The organism is Phytopseudomonas straminea (genome assembly GCF_900112645.1).
Taxonomy (GTDB): domain Bacteria; phylum Pseudomonadota; class Gammaproteobacteria; order Pseudomonadales; family Pseudomonadaceae; genus Aquipseudomonas; species Aquipseudomonas straminea.
Window position 1 is genome coordinate 741,562 of record NZ_FOMO01000002.1, and the last position, 15,360, is coordinate 756,921.

At 61.5% G+C, this 15,360-nt stretch carries 17 protein-coding genes; 4 read left to right on the forward strand and 13 right to left on the reverse strand.

Annotation, left to right across the window (positions count from 1 at the left end):
• Positions 1–57: 57 nt before the first annotated feature.
• The 3 genes from BM279_RS07575 to cmoB all read left to right on the forward strand — a co-directional run bounded on the left by BM279_RS07575 (position 58) and on the right by cmoB (position 2,275).
• On the forward strand, positions 58–450 hold the full coding sequence (locus tag BM279_RS07575) for a protease inhibitor I42 family protein (RefSeq protein WP_093502428.1): 393 nt from the start codon (positions 58–60) through the stop codon (positions 448–450).
• A gap of 83 nt (positions 451–533) precedes the next feature.
• Positions 534–1,310: a carboxy-S-adenosyl-L-methionine synthase CmoA gene (cmoA, locus tag BM279_RS07580; protein ID WP_167363109.1), complete on the forward strand. Its 777-nt coding sequence runs from the start codon at positions 534–536 to the stop codon at positions 1,308–1,310.
• Positions 1,307–2,275 carry a tRNA 5-methoxyuridine(34)/uridine 5-oxyacetic acid(34) synthase CmoB gene (cmoB, locus tag BM279_RS07585; protein ID WP_093502432.1) on the forward strand — a complete coding sequence of 323 codons (969 nt, stop codon included), beginning with the start codon at positions 1,307–1,309 and terminating at the stop codon, positions 2,273–2,275. Before cmoA ends, cmoB begins: the two co-directional genes overlap by 4 nt.
• Positions 2,276–2,290: 15 nt before the next feature.
• Here the strand turns inward: cmoB and pdxJ are convergent, their stop codons facing one another.
• From pdxJ to rpoE, 11 genes are all read right to left on the reverse strand, one after another.
• Positions 2,291–3,034, reverse strand: a complete 744-nt coding sequence (gene pdxJ, locus BM279_RS07590) for a pyridoxine 5'-phosphate synthase (protein WP_093502435.1) — start codon at positions 3,032–3,034, stop codon at positions 2,291–2,293.
• Positions 3,027–3,725 carry a DNA repair protein RecO gene (recO, locus tag BM279_RS07595; protein ID WP_093502437.1) on the reverse strand — a complete coding sequence of 233 codons (699 nt, stop codon included), beginning with the start codon at positions 3,723–3,725 and terminating at the stop codon, positions 3,027–3,029. Before recO ends, pdxJ begins: the two co-directional genes overlap by 8 nt.
• 49 nt (positions 3,726–3,774) lie before the next feature.
• The gene (era, locus tag BM279_RS07600) at positions 3,775–4,677 is read right to left on the reverse strand and encodes a GTPase Era (RefSeq protein WP_013792323.1); all 903 of its coding nucleotides are present in this window, start codon (positions 4,675–4,677) and stop codon (positions 3,775–3,777) included.
• Positions 4,670–5,359 (reverse strand): ribonuclease III, encoded by a 690-nt coding sequence (rnc, locus tag BM279_RS07605; protein WP_093502439.1) that lies wholly within the window; start codon positions 5,357–5,359, stop codon positions 4,670–4,672. Before rnc ends, era begins: the two co-directional genes overlap by 8 nt.
• Positions 5,356–5,733: a DUF4845 domain-containing protein gene (locus tag BM279_RS07610; RefSeq protein WP_013792325.1), complete on the reverse strand. Its 378-nt coding sequence runs from the start codon at positions 5,731–5,733 to the stop codon at positions 5,356–5,358. The genes rnc and BM279_RS07610 overlap by 4 nt, the downstream gene beginning before the upstream one ends.
• Positions 5,734–5,839: 106 nt before the next feature.
• On the reverse strand, positions 5,840–6,694 hold the full coding sequence (lepB, locus tag BM279_RS07615) for a signal peptidase I (RefSeq protein WP_093502441.1): 855 nt from the start codon (positions 6,692–6,694) through the stop codon (positions 5,840–5,842).
• 5 nt (positions 6,695–6,699) lie between these two features.
• Positions 6,700–8,499 (reverse strand): translation elongation factor 4, encoded by a 1,800-nt coding sequence (lepA, locus tag BM279_RS07620; protein ID WP_013792327.1) that lies wholly within the window; start codon positions 8,497–8,499, stop codon positions 6,700–6,702.
• A 242-nt stretch (positions 8,500–8,741) separates the two neighbouring features.
• Positions 8,742–10,181, reverse strand: a complete 1,440-nt coding sequence (locus BM279_RS07625) for a DegQ family serine endoprotease (protein ID WP_425272670.1) — start codon at positions 10,179–10,181, stop codon at positions 8,742–8,744.
• A gap of 96 nt (positions 10,182–10,277) precedes the next feature.
• Positions 10,278–11,231, reverse strand: coding sequence for a MucB/RseB C-terminal domain-containing protein (locus BM279_RS07630; RefSeq protein WP_093502443.1), 954 nt, complete (start codon positions 11,229–11,231; stop codon positions 10,278–10,280).
• Positions 11,232–11,242: 11 nt separating this feature from the next.
• Positions 11,243–11,833, reverse strand: a complete 591-nt coding sequence (locus tag BM279_RS07635; protein WP_093502445.1) for a sigma-E factor negative regulatory protein — start codon at positions 11,831–11,833, stop codon at positions 11,243–11,245.
• A gap of 31 nt (positions 11,834–11,864) precedes the next feature.
• Positions 11,865–12,446 (reverse strand): RNA polymerase sigma factor RpoE/AlgU, encoded by a 582-nt coding sequence (rpoE, locus tag BM279_RS07640; protein ID WP_013792331.1) that lies wholly within the window; start codon positions 12,444–12,446, stop codon positions 11,865–11,867.
• Positions 12,447–13,019: 573 nt separating this feature from the next.
• Between rpoE and nadB the strand changes: the two genes are divergently transcribed.
• Complete coding sequence (gene nadB / locus BM279_RS07645) at positions 13,020–14,636, forward strand: L-aspartate oxidase (protein WP_093502447.1); 1,617 nt, start codon at positions 13,020–13,022, stop codon at positions 14,634–14,636.
• Here the strand turns inward: nadB and BM279_RS07650 are convergent.
• Both BM279_RS07650 and BM279_RS07655 read right to left on the reverse strand, forming a co-directional pair.
• Positions 14,605–15,057: a protein YgfX gene (locus tag BM279_RS07650; RefSeq protein ID WP_093502449.1), complete on the reverse strand. Its 453-nt coding sequence runs from the start codon at positions 15,055–15,057 to the stop codon at positions 14,605–14,607. The two genes, nadB and BM279_RS07650, sit on opposite strands and share 32 nt — an antisense overlap.
• Positions 15,041–15,295 (reverse strand): FAD assembly factor SdhE, encoded by a 255-nt coding sequence (locus tag BM279_RS07655; RefSeq protein WP_013792334.1) that lies wholly within the window; start codon positions 15,293–15,295, stop codon positions 15,041–15,043. Before BM279_RS07655 ends, BM279_RS07650 begins: the two co-directional genes overlap by 17 nt.
• Positions 15,296–15,360 lie beyond the last annotated feature (65 nt).

The following is a 15,360-nucleotide window of genomic DNA, read 5'->3' on the forward strand; positions in this document are numbered from 1 at the left end:
ACAGCCTCGCCGTTCTGCCGTTATGCTGGCGGTCGTTTTTTGCGCCTGGAGCCCGTCATGATCAACGCCTATCGTCTGCCCGTTATCGCCGGCCTGGTTCTGCTGGGTGCCTGCGCCAGCCCCTCGAAAACCCTGCAGGTGCAGAAGCAGAGCCAGTGCCCGATCGTCCTGCACGCGGGCCAGCAGCTGATCCTCAGCCTGCCGAGCAACCCCACCACCGGCTATCGCTGGACGGTCCAAGAAGACGCGGCCGCGGTGCTCAAGGCCCTGGGGCCCGAGGTTTACAGCAGCGAAGAAGACTCCGATCTGGTCGGCGGTGACGGCCACTCCACCTGGCGCTTCCAGGCCACCGAGCCCGGCGAGGCGCAGCTGCTGCTGACCTACGCCCAGCCCTGGGACACCAGCACCGCGCCGGCCGACACCTTTGATTGCCAGATCCGCGTGCGCTAAGCGAGCATTTCTACAAACCCACGCAGGCCGAGCATCGCATCAGGCCTGCAGCGAGGTTTGGCTAATCGCCGGACTTGGCTAAAATGCGCGCCTTTCCAGCGCCATGCAGACCGACCGTGAACAGACAGCCCGACCAACTCTTCGCCCAGCCACTGGATCAGGTGCCGGATTTCGTCTTCAACGAGGACGTGGCCCGGGTCTTTCCCGACATGATCAAGCGCTCGGTGCCGGGCTACCCGACCATCGTCGAGAACATCGGCGTGCTGGCGGGCCAGTTCGCCCAGCCCGGCAGCCTGCTCTATGACCTGGGCTGCTCACTGGGCGCCGTCACCCAGGCGCTGCGCCGCCACGTACAGGCGGACGGTTGCCGGGTGATCGCCGTGGACAACTCCAGCGCCATGGTCGAGCGCTGCCGCGAGTACCTGCACGCCCAGGACGCCATGTTCCAGGAGCTGCTGCCGGTCGACGTCATCGAAGCCGACATTCTCGCCATGGACTGGCAGCCCGCCTCCCTGGTGGCGATGAATTTCACCCTACAGTTCATTGCCCCGGAAAACCGCCTGGAGCTGCTGAGCCGTATTCGCAATACCCTGCTACCCGGTGGCGCGCTGATCCTCTCCGAGAAACTGCGCTTCGAAGACGAGCAACAACATGCTCTGCTCACCGACCTGCACATCGCCTTCAAGCGAGCCAATGGCTACAGCGAACTGGAAATCGCCCAGAAGCGCAGCGCGATCGAAAACGTCATGCTGCCCGACAGCCTCGAACAGCACCGCGAACGCCTGCACACTGCTGGCTTCAGCAAGGTGGTGCCGTGGTTCCAGTGCCTGAACTTCGCCTCCCTGGTGGCTCTGCCATGATGCGCCGCATGGATCTTGACGCCCTGCAGGCCGAGCTGGCCGGTACACCTCTGCAGGACTGGAGCGCCGACCTGCCCGCGCAGATCGACGCCAAGCTGGCCATCGGTCACGGCGACCTGCAGCGCTGGTACGCCGCGGTCGAAGCCTTACCGGCACTGAGTGCCGAGCAAATCGACCTCCGAGAGGATTTCCGCCTCGATGGCCCCTGTGACGACGCCACCCGAGCCGCGCTGGACAGTGCCCTGCGCGGCCTGATTCCCTGGCGCAAAGGCCCCTTCCGTACCTTCGGCGTGCACGTGGACACCGAATGGCGCTCGGACTGGAAATGGCAGCGCGTCGCCCCGCATCTGAGTCTCGAAGGCAGACGCGTGCTCGACGTCGGCTGCGGCAATGGCTACTACATGTGGCGCATGCTCGGCGCCGGCGCCCGCAGCGTGGTCGGTATCGACCCGAACTGGCTGTTCCTCTGCCAGTTCCTGGCGATGAAGAACTACCTGCCGGATCTGCCCGCCTGGCACCTGCCGCTGGGTATCGAAGAGCTGCCACCGAAGCTGCTGGGCTTCGACACGGTGTTTTCAATGGGCGTGCTCTATCACCGCCGCTCGCCCGTCGACCACCTGCTCGAACTCAAGGACTGCCTGCGCAAGGGTGGCGAACTGGTGCTGGAAACCCTGGTGGTGGAAGGCGACGCCCAGCAGGTGCTGGTCCCCGAAGACCGCTACGCGCAGATGCGCAATGTGTGGTTCCTGCCGTCGGTGCCGGCGCTGGAGCTATGGCTGCGCCGCGCCGGCTTCCTTGACGTGCGCTGCGTGGACGTCAGCGTCACCTCGGTCGAAGAGCAGCGCAGCACCGAGTGGATGCGCTACCAGTCGCTGCCCGAATTCCTCGACCCACTCGACCACCACCGCACCGTCGAAGGCCTGCCGGCGCCACGCCGCGCCGTGATGGTCGCCCGCAAGCCCTGATGGAAGCAGCGCCGCTTAGCGCGGCGCTGCGCCCTGGATCAGCTGCTTCATTTCACGCACGGCTTCCTTGAAGCCGACGAACAGCGCGTGGCTGACCAGCGCATGGCCGATGTTCAGCTCGTTGATACCGGGGATCGCCGCGACCGGCTCGACGTTGTGGTAATGCAGACCGTGGCCGGCGTTAACGATCAGCCCCAGCGACACGCCCAGGGCGACCCCTTCTCGGATACGTTGCAGCTCGACAGCCGCTTCTTGCGGCGTGTGCGCATCGGCATACCGCCCGGTATGCAATTCGATGGCCGGTGCGCCGACGCGCTTGCTCGCCTCGATCTGCCGCGGGTCAGCATCGATGAACAGCGAAACCTCACTGCCAACGGCCGCCAGGCGAGTTACTGCCGCGGCAATCCGCGCTTCCTGGCCGGCGACGTCCAGGCCACCTTCGGTGGTCAGTTCCTGGCGGGTTTCCGGCACCAGGCACACGTGCTCGGGGCGGATCTCCTCGGCGAAGGCGAGCATGAAGTCAGTCACGCCCATCTCGAAGTTCATGCGCGTCTGCATGACTTCCTTGAGCACGCGCACGTCGCGCTCCTGAATATGCCGGCGATCTTCACGCAGGTGCACGGTGATGCCATCGGCGCCCGCCTCTTCGGCGTCCAGCGCAGCTTTTACGGGATCGGGATAGCGGGTACCGCGCGCCTGGCGCAGCGTGGCGACGTGATCGATATTCACGCCCAGCAAAACACGGTTGGCTTCAGTCACGAGTCGGCTCCTTGAGCGTCATGAACAATTCGCGGCTGACCAGAGGTCGGCCGCCGAGATGGGGGGCGAGTGCCTGGCGCATCAGGCGCTTGGCCGCGGCCAGGGCACCGGGCGTGCTCCAGTCCGCATCGGCCATGGCCAGCAATTCGCTACCGAGAAAGGCCCCGGGCTGCCAATGGCTGATGGGCAGGAAGCCGCTGTCGGCCTCCAACCGGTACAAGCCGTCGCTGACCACGGCATTGCCCTGTACGTCGCTGTCGAGGGCGAAACCATAGCCGAGTTCATCGAGCAGCCGCCATTCGAACGCGCGCAGGATCGGCTCCAGCGGCCGCCCCTGGGCCAGCGCCAGGATGCTCATGGCGTAATGCTCGAAGATCACCGGGTGCGGGTCTTCGGCGGGCAGCACGCGAATCAGCAACTCGTTTAGGTACAGGCCGCTGAACAGCGCCTCGCCGGTGAGCAGGTTGGGAATGCCAGCGGCTTCCAGGCGACCGACGTTCTTCAGCTCGCCACGGCCGCGGGTTTCCAGCTCCAGGGGAATGAACGGCCGCGCCAGGCTGCCAGCCTTTCCCCGCGCGCCACGCAACACGGCGCGCAAACGGCCTTGCGGGGTCAGGAAGTCGACCAGTGCGCTGCTCTCGAGGTACGCGCGGCTGTGCAGGACATAGGCGGGCTGGCTGGGCGCAAGCATGGGAAGAAACTCGCTGAGTGAGCCAGCCGCGGCGCGGCGGATGCCGGGGTCAGATATCGTCGTAACCGAGCGAACGCAGGGCGCGCTCGTCATCGGACCAGCCACTCTTCACCTTGACCCACAGGTTGAGCATGACCTTGGTGTCGAACATCGACTCCATGTCCTTGCGCGCTTCCTGGCCAATGCGTTTGAGGCGCTCGCCCTTCTCGCCGATGATGATCTTTTTCTGACCGTCACGTTCGACCAGGATCAGTGCATGGATATGCATGATCCGCCCTTCGCGCTTGAACTCCTCGATCTCCACGGTGATCTGGTACGGCAGCTCGGCACCGAGCTGACGCATGATCTTCTCGCGCACCAGCTCGGCAGCGAAGAAACGCCCGGAACGGTCGGTGATCTGGTCTTCCGGGAAGAAGTGCACGCCCTCGGGCAGACGTTCGCCCACCAGCTTTTCCAGGGCATCGAGGTTGTGCCCCTGCTGCGCCGAAACCGGCACGATCTCGGCATTGGGCAACTGCTGCGCCAGCCACTGCAGGTGCGGCATCAGGTCGGCCTTGTCTTCCAGGCGATCGGTCTTGTTGACCGCCAGAATCACCGGGCCTTCGACGTACTGGACGCGCTCGAGCACCATCTGGTCCTCGTCAGTCCAGCGGGTGCGATCAACCACGAAGATCACCACGTCGACATCCTTGAGGGCCGACGAGGCGTTCTTGTTCATGTAGCGGTTGATCGCCTTGTCGTTATTCTTGTGCAGGCCGGGCGTATCGACGTAGATCGCCTGCACGTCACCCTCGGTCTTGATGCCGAGCATGTTGTGGCGAGTGGTCTGCGGCTTGCGCGAGGTGATCGCCAGCTTCTGACCGAGAATGTGGTTGAGCAGCGTCGACTTGCCCACGTTGGGCCGGCCAACGATGGCGACATAGCCACAGCGCGTTACGGGCGAATCAGTCATTGCCGTTCTCCACACCCAGGGCGATCAGCGCGGCAGTTGCCGCGACCTGTTCGGCGATCCGGCGGCTGGCGCCTTGGCCCAGGGTCTTGTCATTGAGTAGATTGACCTGACATTCGACCACGAATGTCCGGCAATGGGGTTCGCCCTGGATATCGACCACCTCGTAACGCGGCAGCTCGCAAGCACGCGACTGCAGGAATTCCTGCAGACGGGTCTTGGGGTCCTTGTTGGTGTCGACCAGGGTCAGGCCGTCCAGCTCGTTGGTCAGCCAGGCCAGCACGCGTTCGCGGGCGACGTCCATGCCGGCATCCAGGTAGATGGCGCCGATCAGGGCTTCCAGGGCGTCGGCCAGAATCGAGTCGCGGCGAAAACCTCCGCTTTTCAGTTCACCGGAGCCCAGGCGCAGGTACTCACCAAGATCGAAACCGCGCGCCAGTACGGCCAGGGTCTCGCCCTTCACCAGCCGCGCGCGCAGCCTCGACAGCTGGCCTTCGCGGGCCTGGGGGAAGCGCTCGTAGAGCGCCTCGCCAGCGACGAAATTGAGGATGGCATCACCGAGGACCTCCAGACGCTCATTGTTGCGTCCGGCAAAACTGCGATGGGTCAGGGCCAGGATCATCAGATCCTGGTCCTTGAAGCTATGCCCGAGCTGGCGCTCGAGGCGGGTCAACGAAACACTCACGGCATACGCACACGAAATTCTTTATCGAAATTAACCACCAGATCGATGTTCTCGATCAGGTGCTCACGTTTTTCATACTTGAGGTGGGCAAGAAACTCGTTGCCATCCTGGGTCACCTTAAGTGCGTCCTGCATGTTCAGGTCGCGGATGCTGTTGACCGTCATGCCACGGCTGACGTGGCTGTAGAAATCGCCCACCGTCCTGACTTCCTGCAGGCGGTCGGTTTCCACGGAGGTGATGATCTTTTCCATCGACATGTAGTCGAGGTAATGCGGTACCACCTTGAACGCCGTGCTAGCCAGAAACGCCACGACAGCCAGTACCACCAGCCAACTGACGATCGACAAGCCCTGCTGCGAGCGTGCGAATTTCATGTTCATCCCCAAAAGTATCCAGATAGTCCGATGCGCTTCGCGCGCATGACAAGACTATAGATAGCTGGCGGCGTCGTATTGAACGGCGCCGCAAATTTTCATCAGATCAGTGAATGAGCCCGACACGGGAGAAGTTCGGCAGGGTCTTGAACTTCGGATCCGGCCAGCTCATCCAGATGGCGAACGCCTTGCCGACGATGTTGCGATCCGGAACCATGCCCAGTACGTCTTTGGGGATATTCGGGTCGTTCCAGTAACGGCTGTCGTTGGAGTTGTCGCGGTTGTCGCCCATCATGAAGTAGTGCCCTTCAGGAATGGTCCACTCCTTGCCGGGCTCGGCACGGTAGCGGGTCATCTCCTTGCGGATGCGGTGCTCCACATCGCCCAGGCGCTCGTTGTACAGCGTGGCGCTGCCAAGGCTGCCCGGCTCTTCGCCAATCAGTTGCTCGGCCACCGGCTTGTCATTGATGAACAGGCGCTTGTCACTGCTGTAGCGCACGTGATCACCCGGCAGGCCGATGACGCGCTTGATGTAGTTGACGTTGGGGTCGCTCGGGTAGCGGAACACCATGACGTCGCCGCGCTGCGGGTCGCCGACTTCAATCACCTTGGTGTCCAGCACCGGCAGGCGAATGCCGTAGGCAAACTTGTTGACCAGGATGAAATCGCCGACTTCCAGAGTCGGGATCATCGAGCCGGATGGAATCTGGAACGGCTCAACCAGAAAGGAGCGCAGCACCAGCACGATGGCCAGCACTGGAAAGAACGACTTGCCGTACTCGACCAGCAAGGGTTCCTTGTTGAGCTTCTCGACCACTGCGTCGTCGACTTGCTCGACCTTGCCCTGGTAGCTGGCAATCGCTGCACGACGCCGCGGCGCCAGGAATACCAGGTCGAACAAGGCCAGGGTGCCACACACGGCGACGGCAATGACCAGCAACAGCGGAAAATTGAATGACATAGGCCCTAGCTATCCAACTTGAGTACAGCAAGGAAGGCTTCCTGTGGAATCTCCACGTTCCCCACCTGCTTCATGCGCTTCTTACCGGCCTTCTGCTTCTCCAGCAGTTTGCGCTTACGGCTCACGTCACCGCCGTAGCACTTGGCCAGAACGTTCTTTCTCAATGCCTTGACAGTGGTTCGCGCCACGATCTGACCGCCAATGGCTGCCTGGATCGCCACGTCGAACATCTGCCGAGGAATCAGGTCCTTCATCTTCTCGGTCAACTGACGCCCTTTGTAGTGGGCGTTGTCACGGTGCACGATCAGTGCCAGCGCATCGACCTTGTCGCCGTTGATCAACACGTCCAGCTTGACCAGATTGGCCGACTGGTAACGGTCGAAATGATAATCCAGCGAGGCATAGCCACGGCTGGTGGATTTCAGACGGTCGAAGAAGTCGAGCACCACTTCGTTCATCGGAAGGTCGTAGCGAACCTGAACCTGGGTGCCTAGGAACTGCATGTCACGCTGCACGCCGCGCTTTTCGATGCACAGGGTGATGACGTTGCCCAGATGTTCCTGCGGAACCAGGATCGTGGCTTGTACGATCGGCTCACGGAAATCTTCGACCGAGGACACATCCGGCAGCTTCGACGGGTTGTCAACGTAAATGGTTTCACCGGTCTTGAGCACGACCTCGAAAATAACGCTCGGCGCCGTGGTAATCAGGTCCAGGTCGTATTCGCGCTCGAGGCGCTCCTGGATGATTTCCATGTGCAGCATGCCCAGGAAGCCGCAACGGAAGCCAAAGCCGAGGGCGTCGGAGCTTTCCGGCAGATACTGCAGGGACGAATCATTGAGGGTCAGCTTCTGCAGGGCGTCGCGGAAGTCCTCGAAATCATCGGAGCTGACCGGGAACAGGCCTGCGTAAACCTGCGGCTGGATGCGTTTGAAGCCCGGCAGCATCTCCACATCGGGCGTCGAGCTCAAGGTCAGGGTGTCGCCCACCGGCGCACCGTGAATGTCCTTGATGCTGGCGATGATGAAGCCCACTTCGCCGGCCTTGAGGTCGGCGGTAGCCGTGTGCTTGGGATTGAACACCCCGACGCTGTCGACCAGGTGCACCTTGCCGGTGGACTTGACCAGAATCTTGTCGCCCTTCTTGACGCGACCGTGGCGCACGCGCACCAGGGACACGACGCCCAGGTAGTTGTCGAACCAGGAGTCGATGATCAGCGCCTGCAGCGGCGCCTCGATCTCGCCGGTCGGCGCTGGAATCGCCTGCACCAGACGCTCGAGCACCTCATCCACGCCCATGCCGCTCTTGGCACTGCAGGCTACGGCGTCGCTGGCGTCGATACCGATGATCTTCTCGATCTCGTCCTTGACGCGATCGGGGTCTGCCTGCGGCAGGTCCATCTTGTTCAGCACAGGCATGACTTCCAGGCCCTGCTCGATGGCGGTGTAGCAGTTGGCGACCGACTGCGCTTCCACGCCCTGCCCCGCATCGACTACCAGCAGCGCACCTTCACAGGCCGCCAGCGAGCGGCTCACCTCATAGGTGAAGTCGACGTGACCGGGCGTATCGATGAAGTTCAGCTGGTAGGTAATGCCGTCCTTCGCCTTGTAGTACAGGGTGACGCTGTGGGCCTTGATGGTGATGCCGCGCTCACGCTCCAGGTCCATGGAATCGAGAACCTGAGCCTCCATCTCGCGCGCGGTCAGGCCGCCGCACATCTGGATGAAACGGTCAGCCAGCGTCGACTTGCCGTGGTCAATGTGGGCAATGATGGAAAAATTGCGGATATGACTCAGGTCACTCACAGGACAACACTCGAAAAAGGGCGCAGGCGAATGCCTGCCGAAAATAGCCGCGAAGTTTACCCGAGTGGTTGCCCCCACGTCACGTCAGGACAAGCGCACGAGCGCAGTAATTGAATGCCGGGTCGGCTCACCTGCCTGCAATGGCAGAGATTTCCCATGCAGCTCTTCATAGGAAGGCAGTGAGGCAGGCATAAAAAAGGGCGACTTTCGTCGCCCTTCTTCACCCTGACTTACTGACGCTATTACTCAGCCAGCTTGAAGGTGATAAAGCTTGCACGCCCCTGACGCAGCACGCGCATCGACACCGAACGATTCTTCGGCAGCGATTGCGCCACCTCGGTGAAGTTCTTCGCCGAGCTGATCGCCTGGTTGTTCAGGTGAGTGATCACGTCGCCCGGACGCAGGCCAATCAGCGCCGCCGGACCATCCTGAACTTCACGAATCACCACGCCACCGCGCAGATCAAGGGCCTTTTTCTGCTCGTCGGTCAGTTCGGCAACACTGACACCCAGGCGATTGCTGCTGCGCTCGGCACTTGGCGCCGCGTCGTCGGTGGCTTCGTCGCCGTCATCGGCAGGCATGGTGCCGACCGCCACTTTCAGCGTCTTGCGCGAACCTTCGCGAACGATTTCCAGATTGGCCTTGGTGCCCGGCTTCAGGGCACCAACCAGATGCGGCAGGTCGGCGGACATGATGATTGGCTTGCCATCGAGACTGAGGATCACGTCCCCCACCTGCAGGCCACCCTTGGCTGCCGGGCCATCTTCGAGCACCTGAGCAACCAGCGCACCTGCCGGCTTGTCGAGACCGAAGGACTCGGCCAGATCCTTGTTCACTTCCTGGATCACCACGCCCAGCCAGCCGCGGCTAACCTTGCCGCTGGCCTTGAGCTGGTCGGCCACATCCATCGCCACGCTCATAGGAATGGCGAAAGACAGGCCCATGAAGCCACCTGAACGGGTGAAGATCTGCGAGTTGATGCCAACCACTTCGCCATCCAGGTTGAACAGCGGACCACCGGAATTACCCGGGTTGATCGCCACGTCAGTCTGGATGAACGGCACGTAGCTTTCGTTCGGCAGGCTGCGGCCCTTGGCACTGACGATACCGGCGGTGACCGAATGATCGAAGCCGAACGGCGAACCGATGGCCAGCACCCACTCACCGACCTTGAGGTTGTCGGAGTTACCCAGCTTAACGGTGGGTAGGTCATTGGCCTCGACTTTGAGCAGCGCCACATCGCTGCGCGGATCGGTACCGATCAGCTTGGCTTCCAGCTCGCTGCGGTCGGACAGACGCACGATGATTTCATCGGCATCGGCCACCACATGATTGTTGGTCAGGATGTAGCCATCCTTGGAGATGATGAAGCCCGAGCCCAGCGACTGCGCCTCACGCTGCCGACCACCGCCACCTGGCGCACGCGGCTGCTGGGGAATGCTGCGCTCGAAGAACTCGCGGAACATCGGCGGCAGACCTTCCAGATCCGGAACGGAAAGCCCGCCATTACTGGCGACGGCATTCGGCACTTTCTGCCGCGTGCTGATATTGACCACGGCAGGTGAAGCCGCCTCGACCAAGGGGGTGAAGTCCGGCAGTTGCGCATGCGCCGCCACCGACTGCCCCATCAGAAACACCGCGAACAACGCGGCAGCGTATTTTTTCAGGCTAGGCATCGACATTGCAGTTTCTTCCCCATCCAGAACAAACGAGGCCCCTGCGGGGCCATTGGTACAACATACGGGTGGCACATCGGCCTTGATTCGTTTCGTCGATTGCTACCGAGCAGCATGCATGTCTGCGGCTCGCATCGACATGGCGATACGCTCCGCGGTCCCCAACGGAATTTCGCCCACCACTGTAACCATGACATCACCATCATCGGTTGTCAGGCGCCGCGAAACCGCCACGGTAGGACCCAGCTGATTGCGGGCATCTGCCACAGCAGCATCATGCAGGGGTTCGAGGAAGACGGAAAAACGCGCCAGGCCGTCATCATAGACCAGGCAATCAACGCTATCGCTGGATACAGGGCTACGCTGCTGAGTCACGGCACTGAGGCTGAAACCCGGGGGCAACCACTCCGAATGCCAGGACTCCACCAACGGCGTGCGCGCCTTGACGACCCGCACAGGCGAACAGTCGGTGGATGGCTGCAGCACGGAGGCTGGCTGCGTATCGGCGGTATCCAACTGGGTAAACTGAAAACGCTCGAGCAGTTCGCCGCGGTTATTGACCAGCAGCGACTTGAGCGGCAAACCGGTTTCCTTGTCCACGTACAGCTGAACGCCATAGCGATGCTGATCACGAGGAACCAGACCGAGAACCACGGCAGAACGCCCCGCTACACGGGACTCCCCATCGAGGCGCAGCTCGTACCATTGCTCTATCTGTTTGGCATCAAGGCCATGGGCAGGCCAGGCTTGCTCATCGACCACCGCAGAAGCGATAGGCCCATTGACGCACTGCGCCTGACCATTGATCCGAAGCATTTCCTGGGGCGTGCCGTCGAGCTGCAACAACCGCTCACGCACAGAACCACCCGGCTCGACCTGACGCCAGATACTGTGAGTAGAAAAATTACCGTTGCGTTCGTAAACGAAGGTGCCTTGGAAGCTTTGCTTGCTTTCGGCCTGACTCAGCCTCTGCAACCATCCCTGCGCATCAGCGGCTATGGCAGGGGTTGCCAAAATACCGCTGAGCACCAGGGACGTGATGAGAATGCAGCGCATACACGTAGATCTTAACGCTCTTCTACACTCGCAGACCGAGCGAAAGGCAGAGCGTTCTCAGCAGCGCCTGGGGCAGACTGCTGACCATGCTGACGCAAGTACTCAGGCAGACGCTGTTCGTGCCAGCCTTCACCTTCGGCAGAAACGGTTTCTACGGCCGGCTGCTCATCCGAAGTCTTGAAGCCTGCCAGAATGGCCGGTCCCTGAGCTTGCGGCAGTGCGATGGCAGGCTGATCCTGCTGCGCCAACTGGGCACCAGAAACATCATCCTGATTGTAGAAACGTACGCCAGCCAGCACGGCAACCGTCACGGTTGCAGCTACTGCGACGCGACCTAGGCTACGCCACGGACCACGCACGACCTTTTCTTGTGCAACGACTGGAGTTTCATCGTTTTCCAAGGCCGCAGAAACGGCTGCAGCGATGTCCAGTTTCGGCACGAGCAAGTCCTTGTGCATCGCGGCGCGAGCTACCTGGTAACGCGACCAGGTGGCACGCAGTTCAGCATCGTTGCTCGCACCGAGCACACGCCGAAGTTCAAGTTCATCCGCTTCGTTATCCATCACCGCGGACAGCGATTCCTGCAGGGCTTCACGACTCATAGCGGTTCCTCTCTTGGCTGTCGCCGCTGTCTCAGGCTTCCTGCAACAAGGGTTGCAGGGACTTGTCGATGGCTTCACGCGCCCGAAAGATTCGCGAACGCACGGTACCAACTGGACATTGCATGACGCTCGCAATGTCTTCATAACTCAGACCATCAAATTCACGTAACGTTAGCGCCGTTCGTAAATCTTCTGGCAGTTGCTGGATGCTTCGATGCACGGTGGCTTCGATTTCATCCCTCAACAGGGCACGCTCGGGAGATTCGATATCCTTGAGGGCGTGGTCGCCATCATAGAACTCGGCATCCTCTGCACTTACGTCGTTGTCCGGCGGCCGGCGGCCACGAGAAACGAGATGATTCTTCGCCGTGTTGATGGCGATACGGTACAGCCATGTATAGAACGCACTGTCACCGCGAAAGTTTCCAAGTGCCCGATAAGCTTTTACAAAAGCTTCCTGGGCGACATCCTGAGCTTCATGGGTGTCGTGCACGAATCGCACGATCAACCCGAGAATCTTGTGCTGATACTTCAGCACCAACAGATCGAATGCTCGCTTGTCACCGCGCTGCACGCGCTCGACCAGCTGCTGATCTTCTTCCTGGGTTAGCATGAATACTCCTCGTTGAGCCCGTAGGAGGTCTGCACCTGCCAGAAGATCGATCTGCCGAAATAGACTCGACTCATATGCAAAAGTTCTCTCCCCTACGAACAAGCTTCCCACAAAACATTTTTGGTTTTGCACGAAACCACGCACCAGGGCACTGCCTGCTGCGCGAATTGTCTTTAGATCACCTGACGAGCGGAATCGAATCGCACAATCGCTTCGCTCACTTACTCGCCAGACACATTTCCCTCTCCGGGGCGACTCCGCTATAGAACCCTGCCTCATGACAAAGTTCATACCGGTTTCAGCGGAGAAAATGCAGCTCCAACAAGGCGACCAGCTACGCAGGCATATCGCCATCCCGACACGATACACGTTCCACGCTGCGCTACCTACCGGGCCGGCTATTGTGCCGTTGGCTCCCTCTATATACTAGAGTCCGCCGAGCCCCAGCCGTGGTCCTGCAAGCCCCTGTTGCCAGCATGTGCGTAGCCGGTCGGAGTACCCACCAGCACAAGCAATAGCTGACTGTCGAGGAACGCTCCTTCAGCTGCACGCCACCCAGTGGAACCCATAATAATGAGCCAACACTTTAAGCACGATGTTGTAATTATCGGCAGCGGAGCCGCCGGCCTTACCCTGGCGCTGACACTTCCCGACAATCTGCACATCGCCGTGCTGAGCAAGGGCGAGCTGACCAATGGCTCGACCTACTGGGCCCAAGGTGGCGTCGCCGCTGTACTGGATCACAGCGACACCGTTGACTCCCATGTCGATGACACCCTCAACGCCGGTGCCGGCCTGTGTCGTGAAGACGCTGTACGCTTTACCGTGGAGCATAGCCGTGAAGCAATAGAGTGGCTGATCGAGCAAGGTGTGCCCTTTACTCGTGATGACGAACATGACCGCGAAGACGGCGGTTACGAATTTCACCTGACCCGCGAGGGCGGCCACAGCCACCGGCGCATCATTCATGCCGCCGACGCCACCGGCGCAGCCATCTTCAATACGCTGCTCGAACGCACCCGCGAGCGAGGCAATATCACGCTGCTGGAACAGCGAGTCGCGGTGGACCTGATTACCGAGCACAAGCTGGGCCGCAAAGGCCGTCGCTGCCTGGGCGCCTACGTGCTCAACCGGCGCAGCGGCGAGGTGGATACCCACCATGCGCGTTTCGTGATTCTCGCCACTGGCGGCGCAGCCAAGGTCTATCTCTATACCAGCAACCCCGACGGCGCCTGTGGCGACGGCATCGCCATGGCCTGGCGCGCCGGCTGCCGGGTCGGCAATCTGGAATTCAACCAATTCCACCCCACCTGCCTTTATCACCCGCAGGCCAAGAGCTTTCTGATTACCGAGGCACTGCGCGGCGAAGGCGCTCTGCTGCGCCTGCCCAACGGCGAGCGTTTCATGCCGCGCTTCGATCCCCGCGAGGAACTGGCGCCACGGGACATCGTGGCCCGCGCCATCGACCACGAGATGAAGCGCCTGGGTATCGACTGCGTCTACCTGGATATCAGCCACAAGCCGGCGGACTTCGTCAGAAACCACTTCCCGACCGTCTACCAGCGCTGCCTGGAGTTCGGCATCGACATCACCTGCCAGCCCATCCCCGTGGTGCCTGCCGCTCATTACACCTGCGGCGGCGTGCTGGTCGATCAGGCCGGGCGCAGCGACGTGGAAGGCCTTTATGCCATCGGCGAAACCAGCTTCACAGGCCTGCATGGCGCCAATCGCATGGCCAGCAACTCGCTGCTCGAATGTTTCGTGTATGCCCGCTCGGCCGCTGCCGACATCGTCGCGAACCTAGACAAAGTGGCGATGCCGGCCGACCTACCCTCCTGGGACGCCAGCCAGGTCACCGACTCGGACGAGGACGTGATCATCGCCCACAACTGGGATGAGCTGCGGCGCTTCATGTGGGATTACGTAGGGATCGTGCGCACCACCAAACGCCTGCAGCGCGCCCAGCACCGTGTGCGCCTGCTGCTCGACGAGATCGACGAGTTCTACAGCAACTATAAGGTCAGCCGGGACCTGATCGAGCTACGCAACCTGGCTCAGGTGGCCGAGCTGATGATTCTCTCCGCCATGGCGCGCAAGGAATCGCGAGGGCTGCACTACACCCTGGATTACCCGGGCCTGCTGCCCGACGCGCAGGACACTATTCTGCAACCCGCCAACGCTGACGGCTGAACTTCAGGCGTACCCGCAGGCGTCGATGCATGTCCTGCGGCATGGCGTCGGCAGCAATACAAAGGCTGCGGGTAAACCAGTGGCCCGGCAGACGATAACGCACGATGACCAGCCAGGGCAGCGCCATACTGTCCGGCTGCAGGGTAATTGGTTGCCATTGCCCATCGCGCCCCGCCAACTGCCAGCCCTCGTCGTCATGACGCAACCGCTTGAACACGGCCGGATGGGTCAGCAGCACCTGCCTGGGAAGCACCCAGGCGGCATGGCCGGCACAGGCGAGTGCGGCGAGCAGGCGCGCCCACAAGGGAATCTCGACGAGTAGCAAAGCCAGCAGCGCCAGGGCCTGGGCGCACAGGTAGATTTCCAGCAGCCGCCGCGACGGCCGCCAGTCACATTCGAAGCGTTTACTTGGGCTGGACACGATCCAGAATCATGCGAACGATGTGGCGCAGATCGGCATCCTCGGGCTCGCCACGCTGCATGAACCAGCCAAACATGTCCTGATCCTCGCACTCGAGCAGCTTGCGGTAGCGGGCGCGGTCCTCTTCGTCGAGCGTGGCATAAACCTCCTGCACGAAAGGCACCAGCAACACGTCCAGCTCCAGCATGCCGCGCCGGCTGTGCCAGAAAAGGCGATTGAGTTCAACGGCGTCGACCATGGCAGTGCTCCTCGGAAAAAAGGCCGGCAGTATACCAACAGCAACCGAGCGGATCAGCGTCGCCG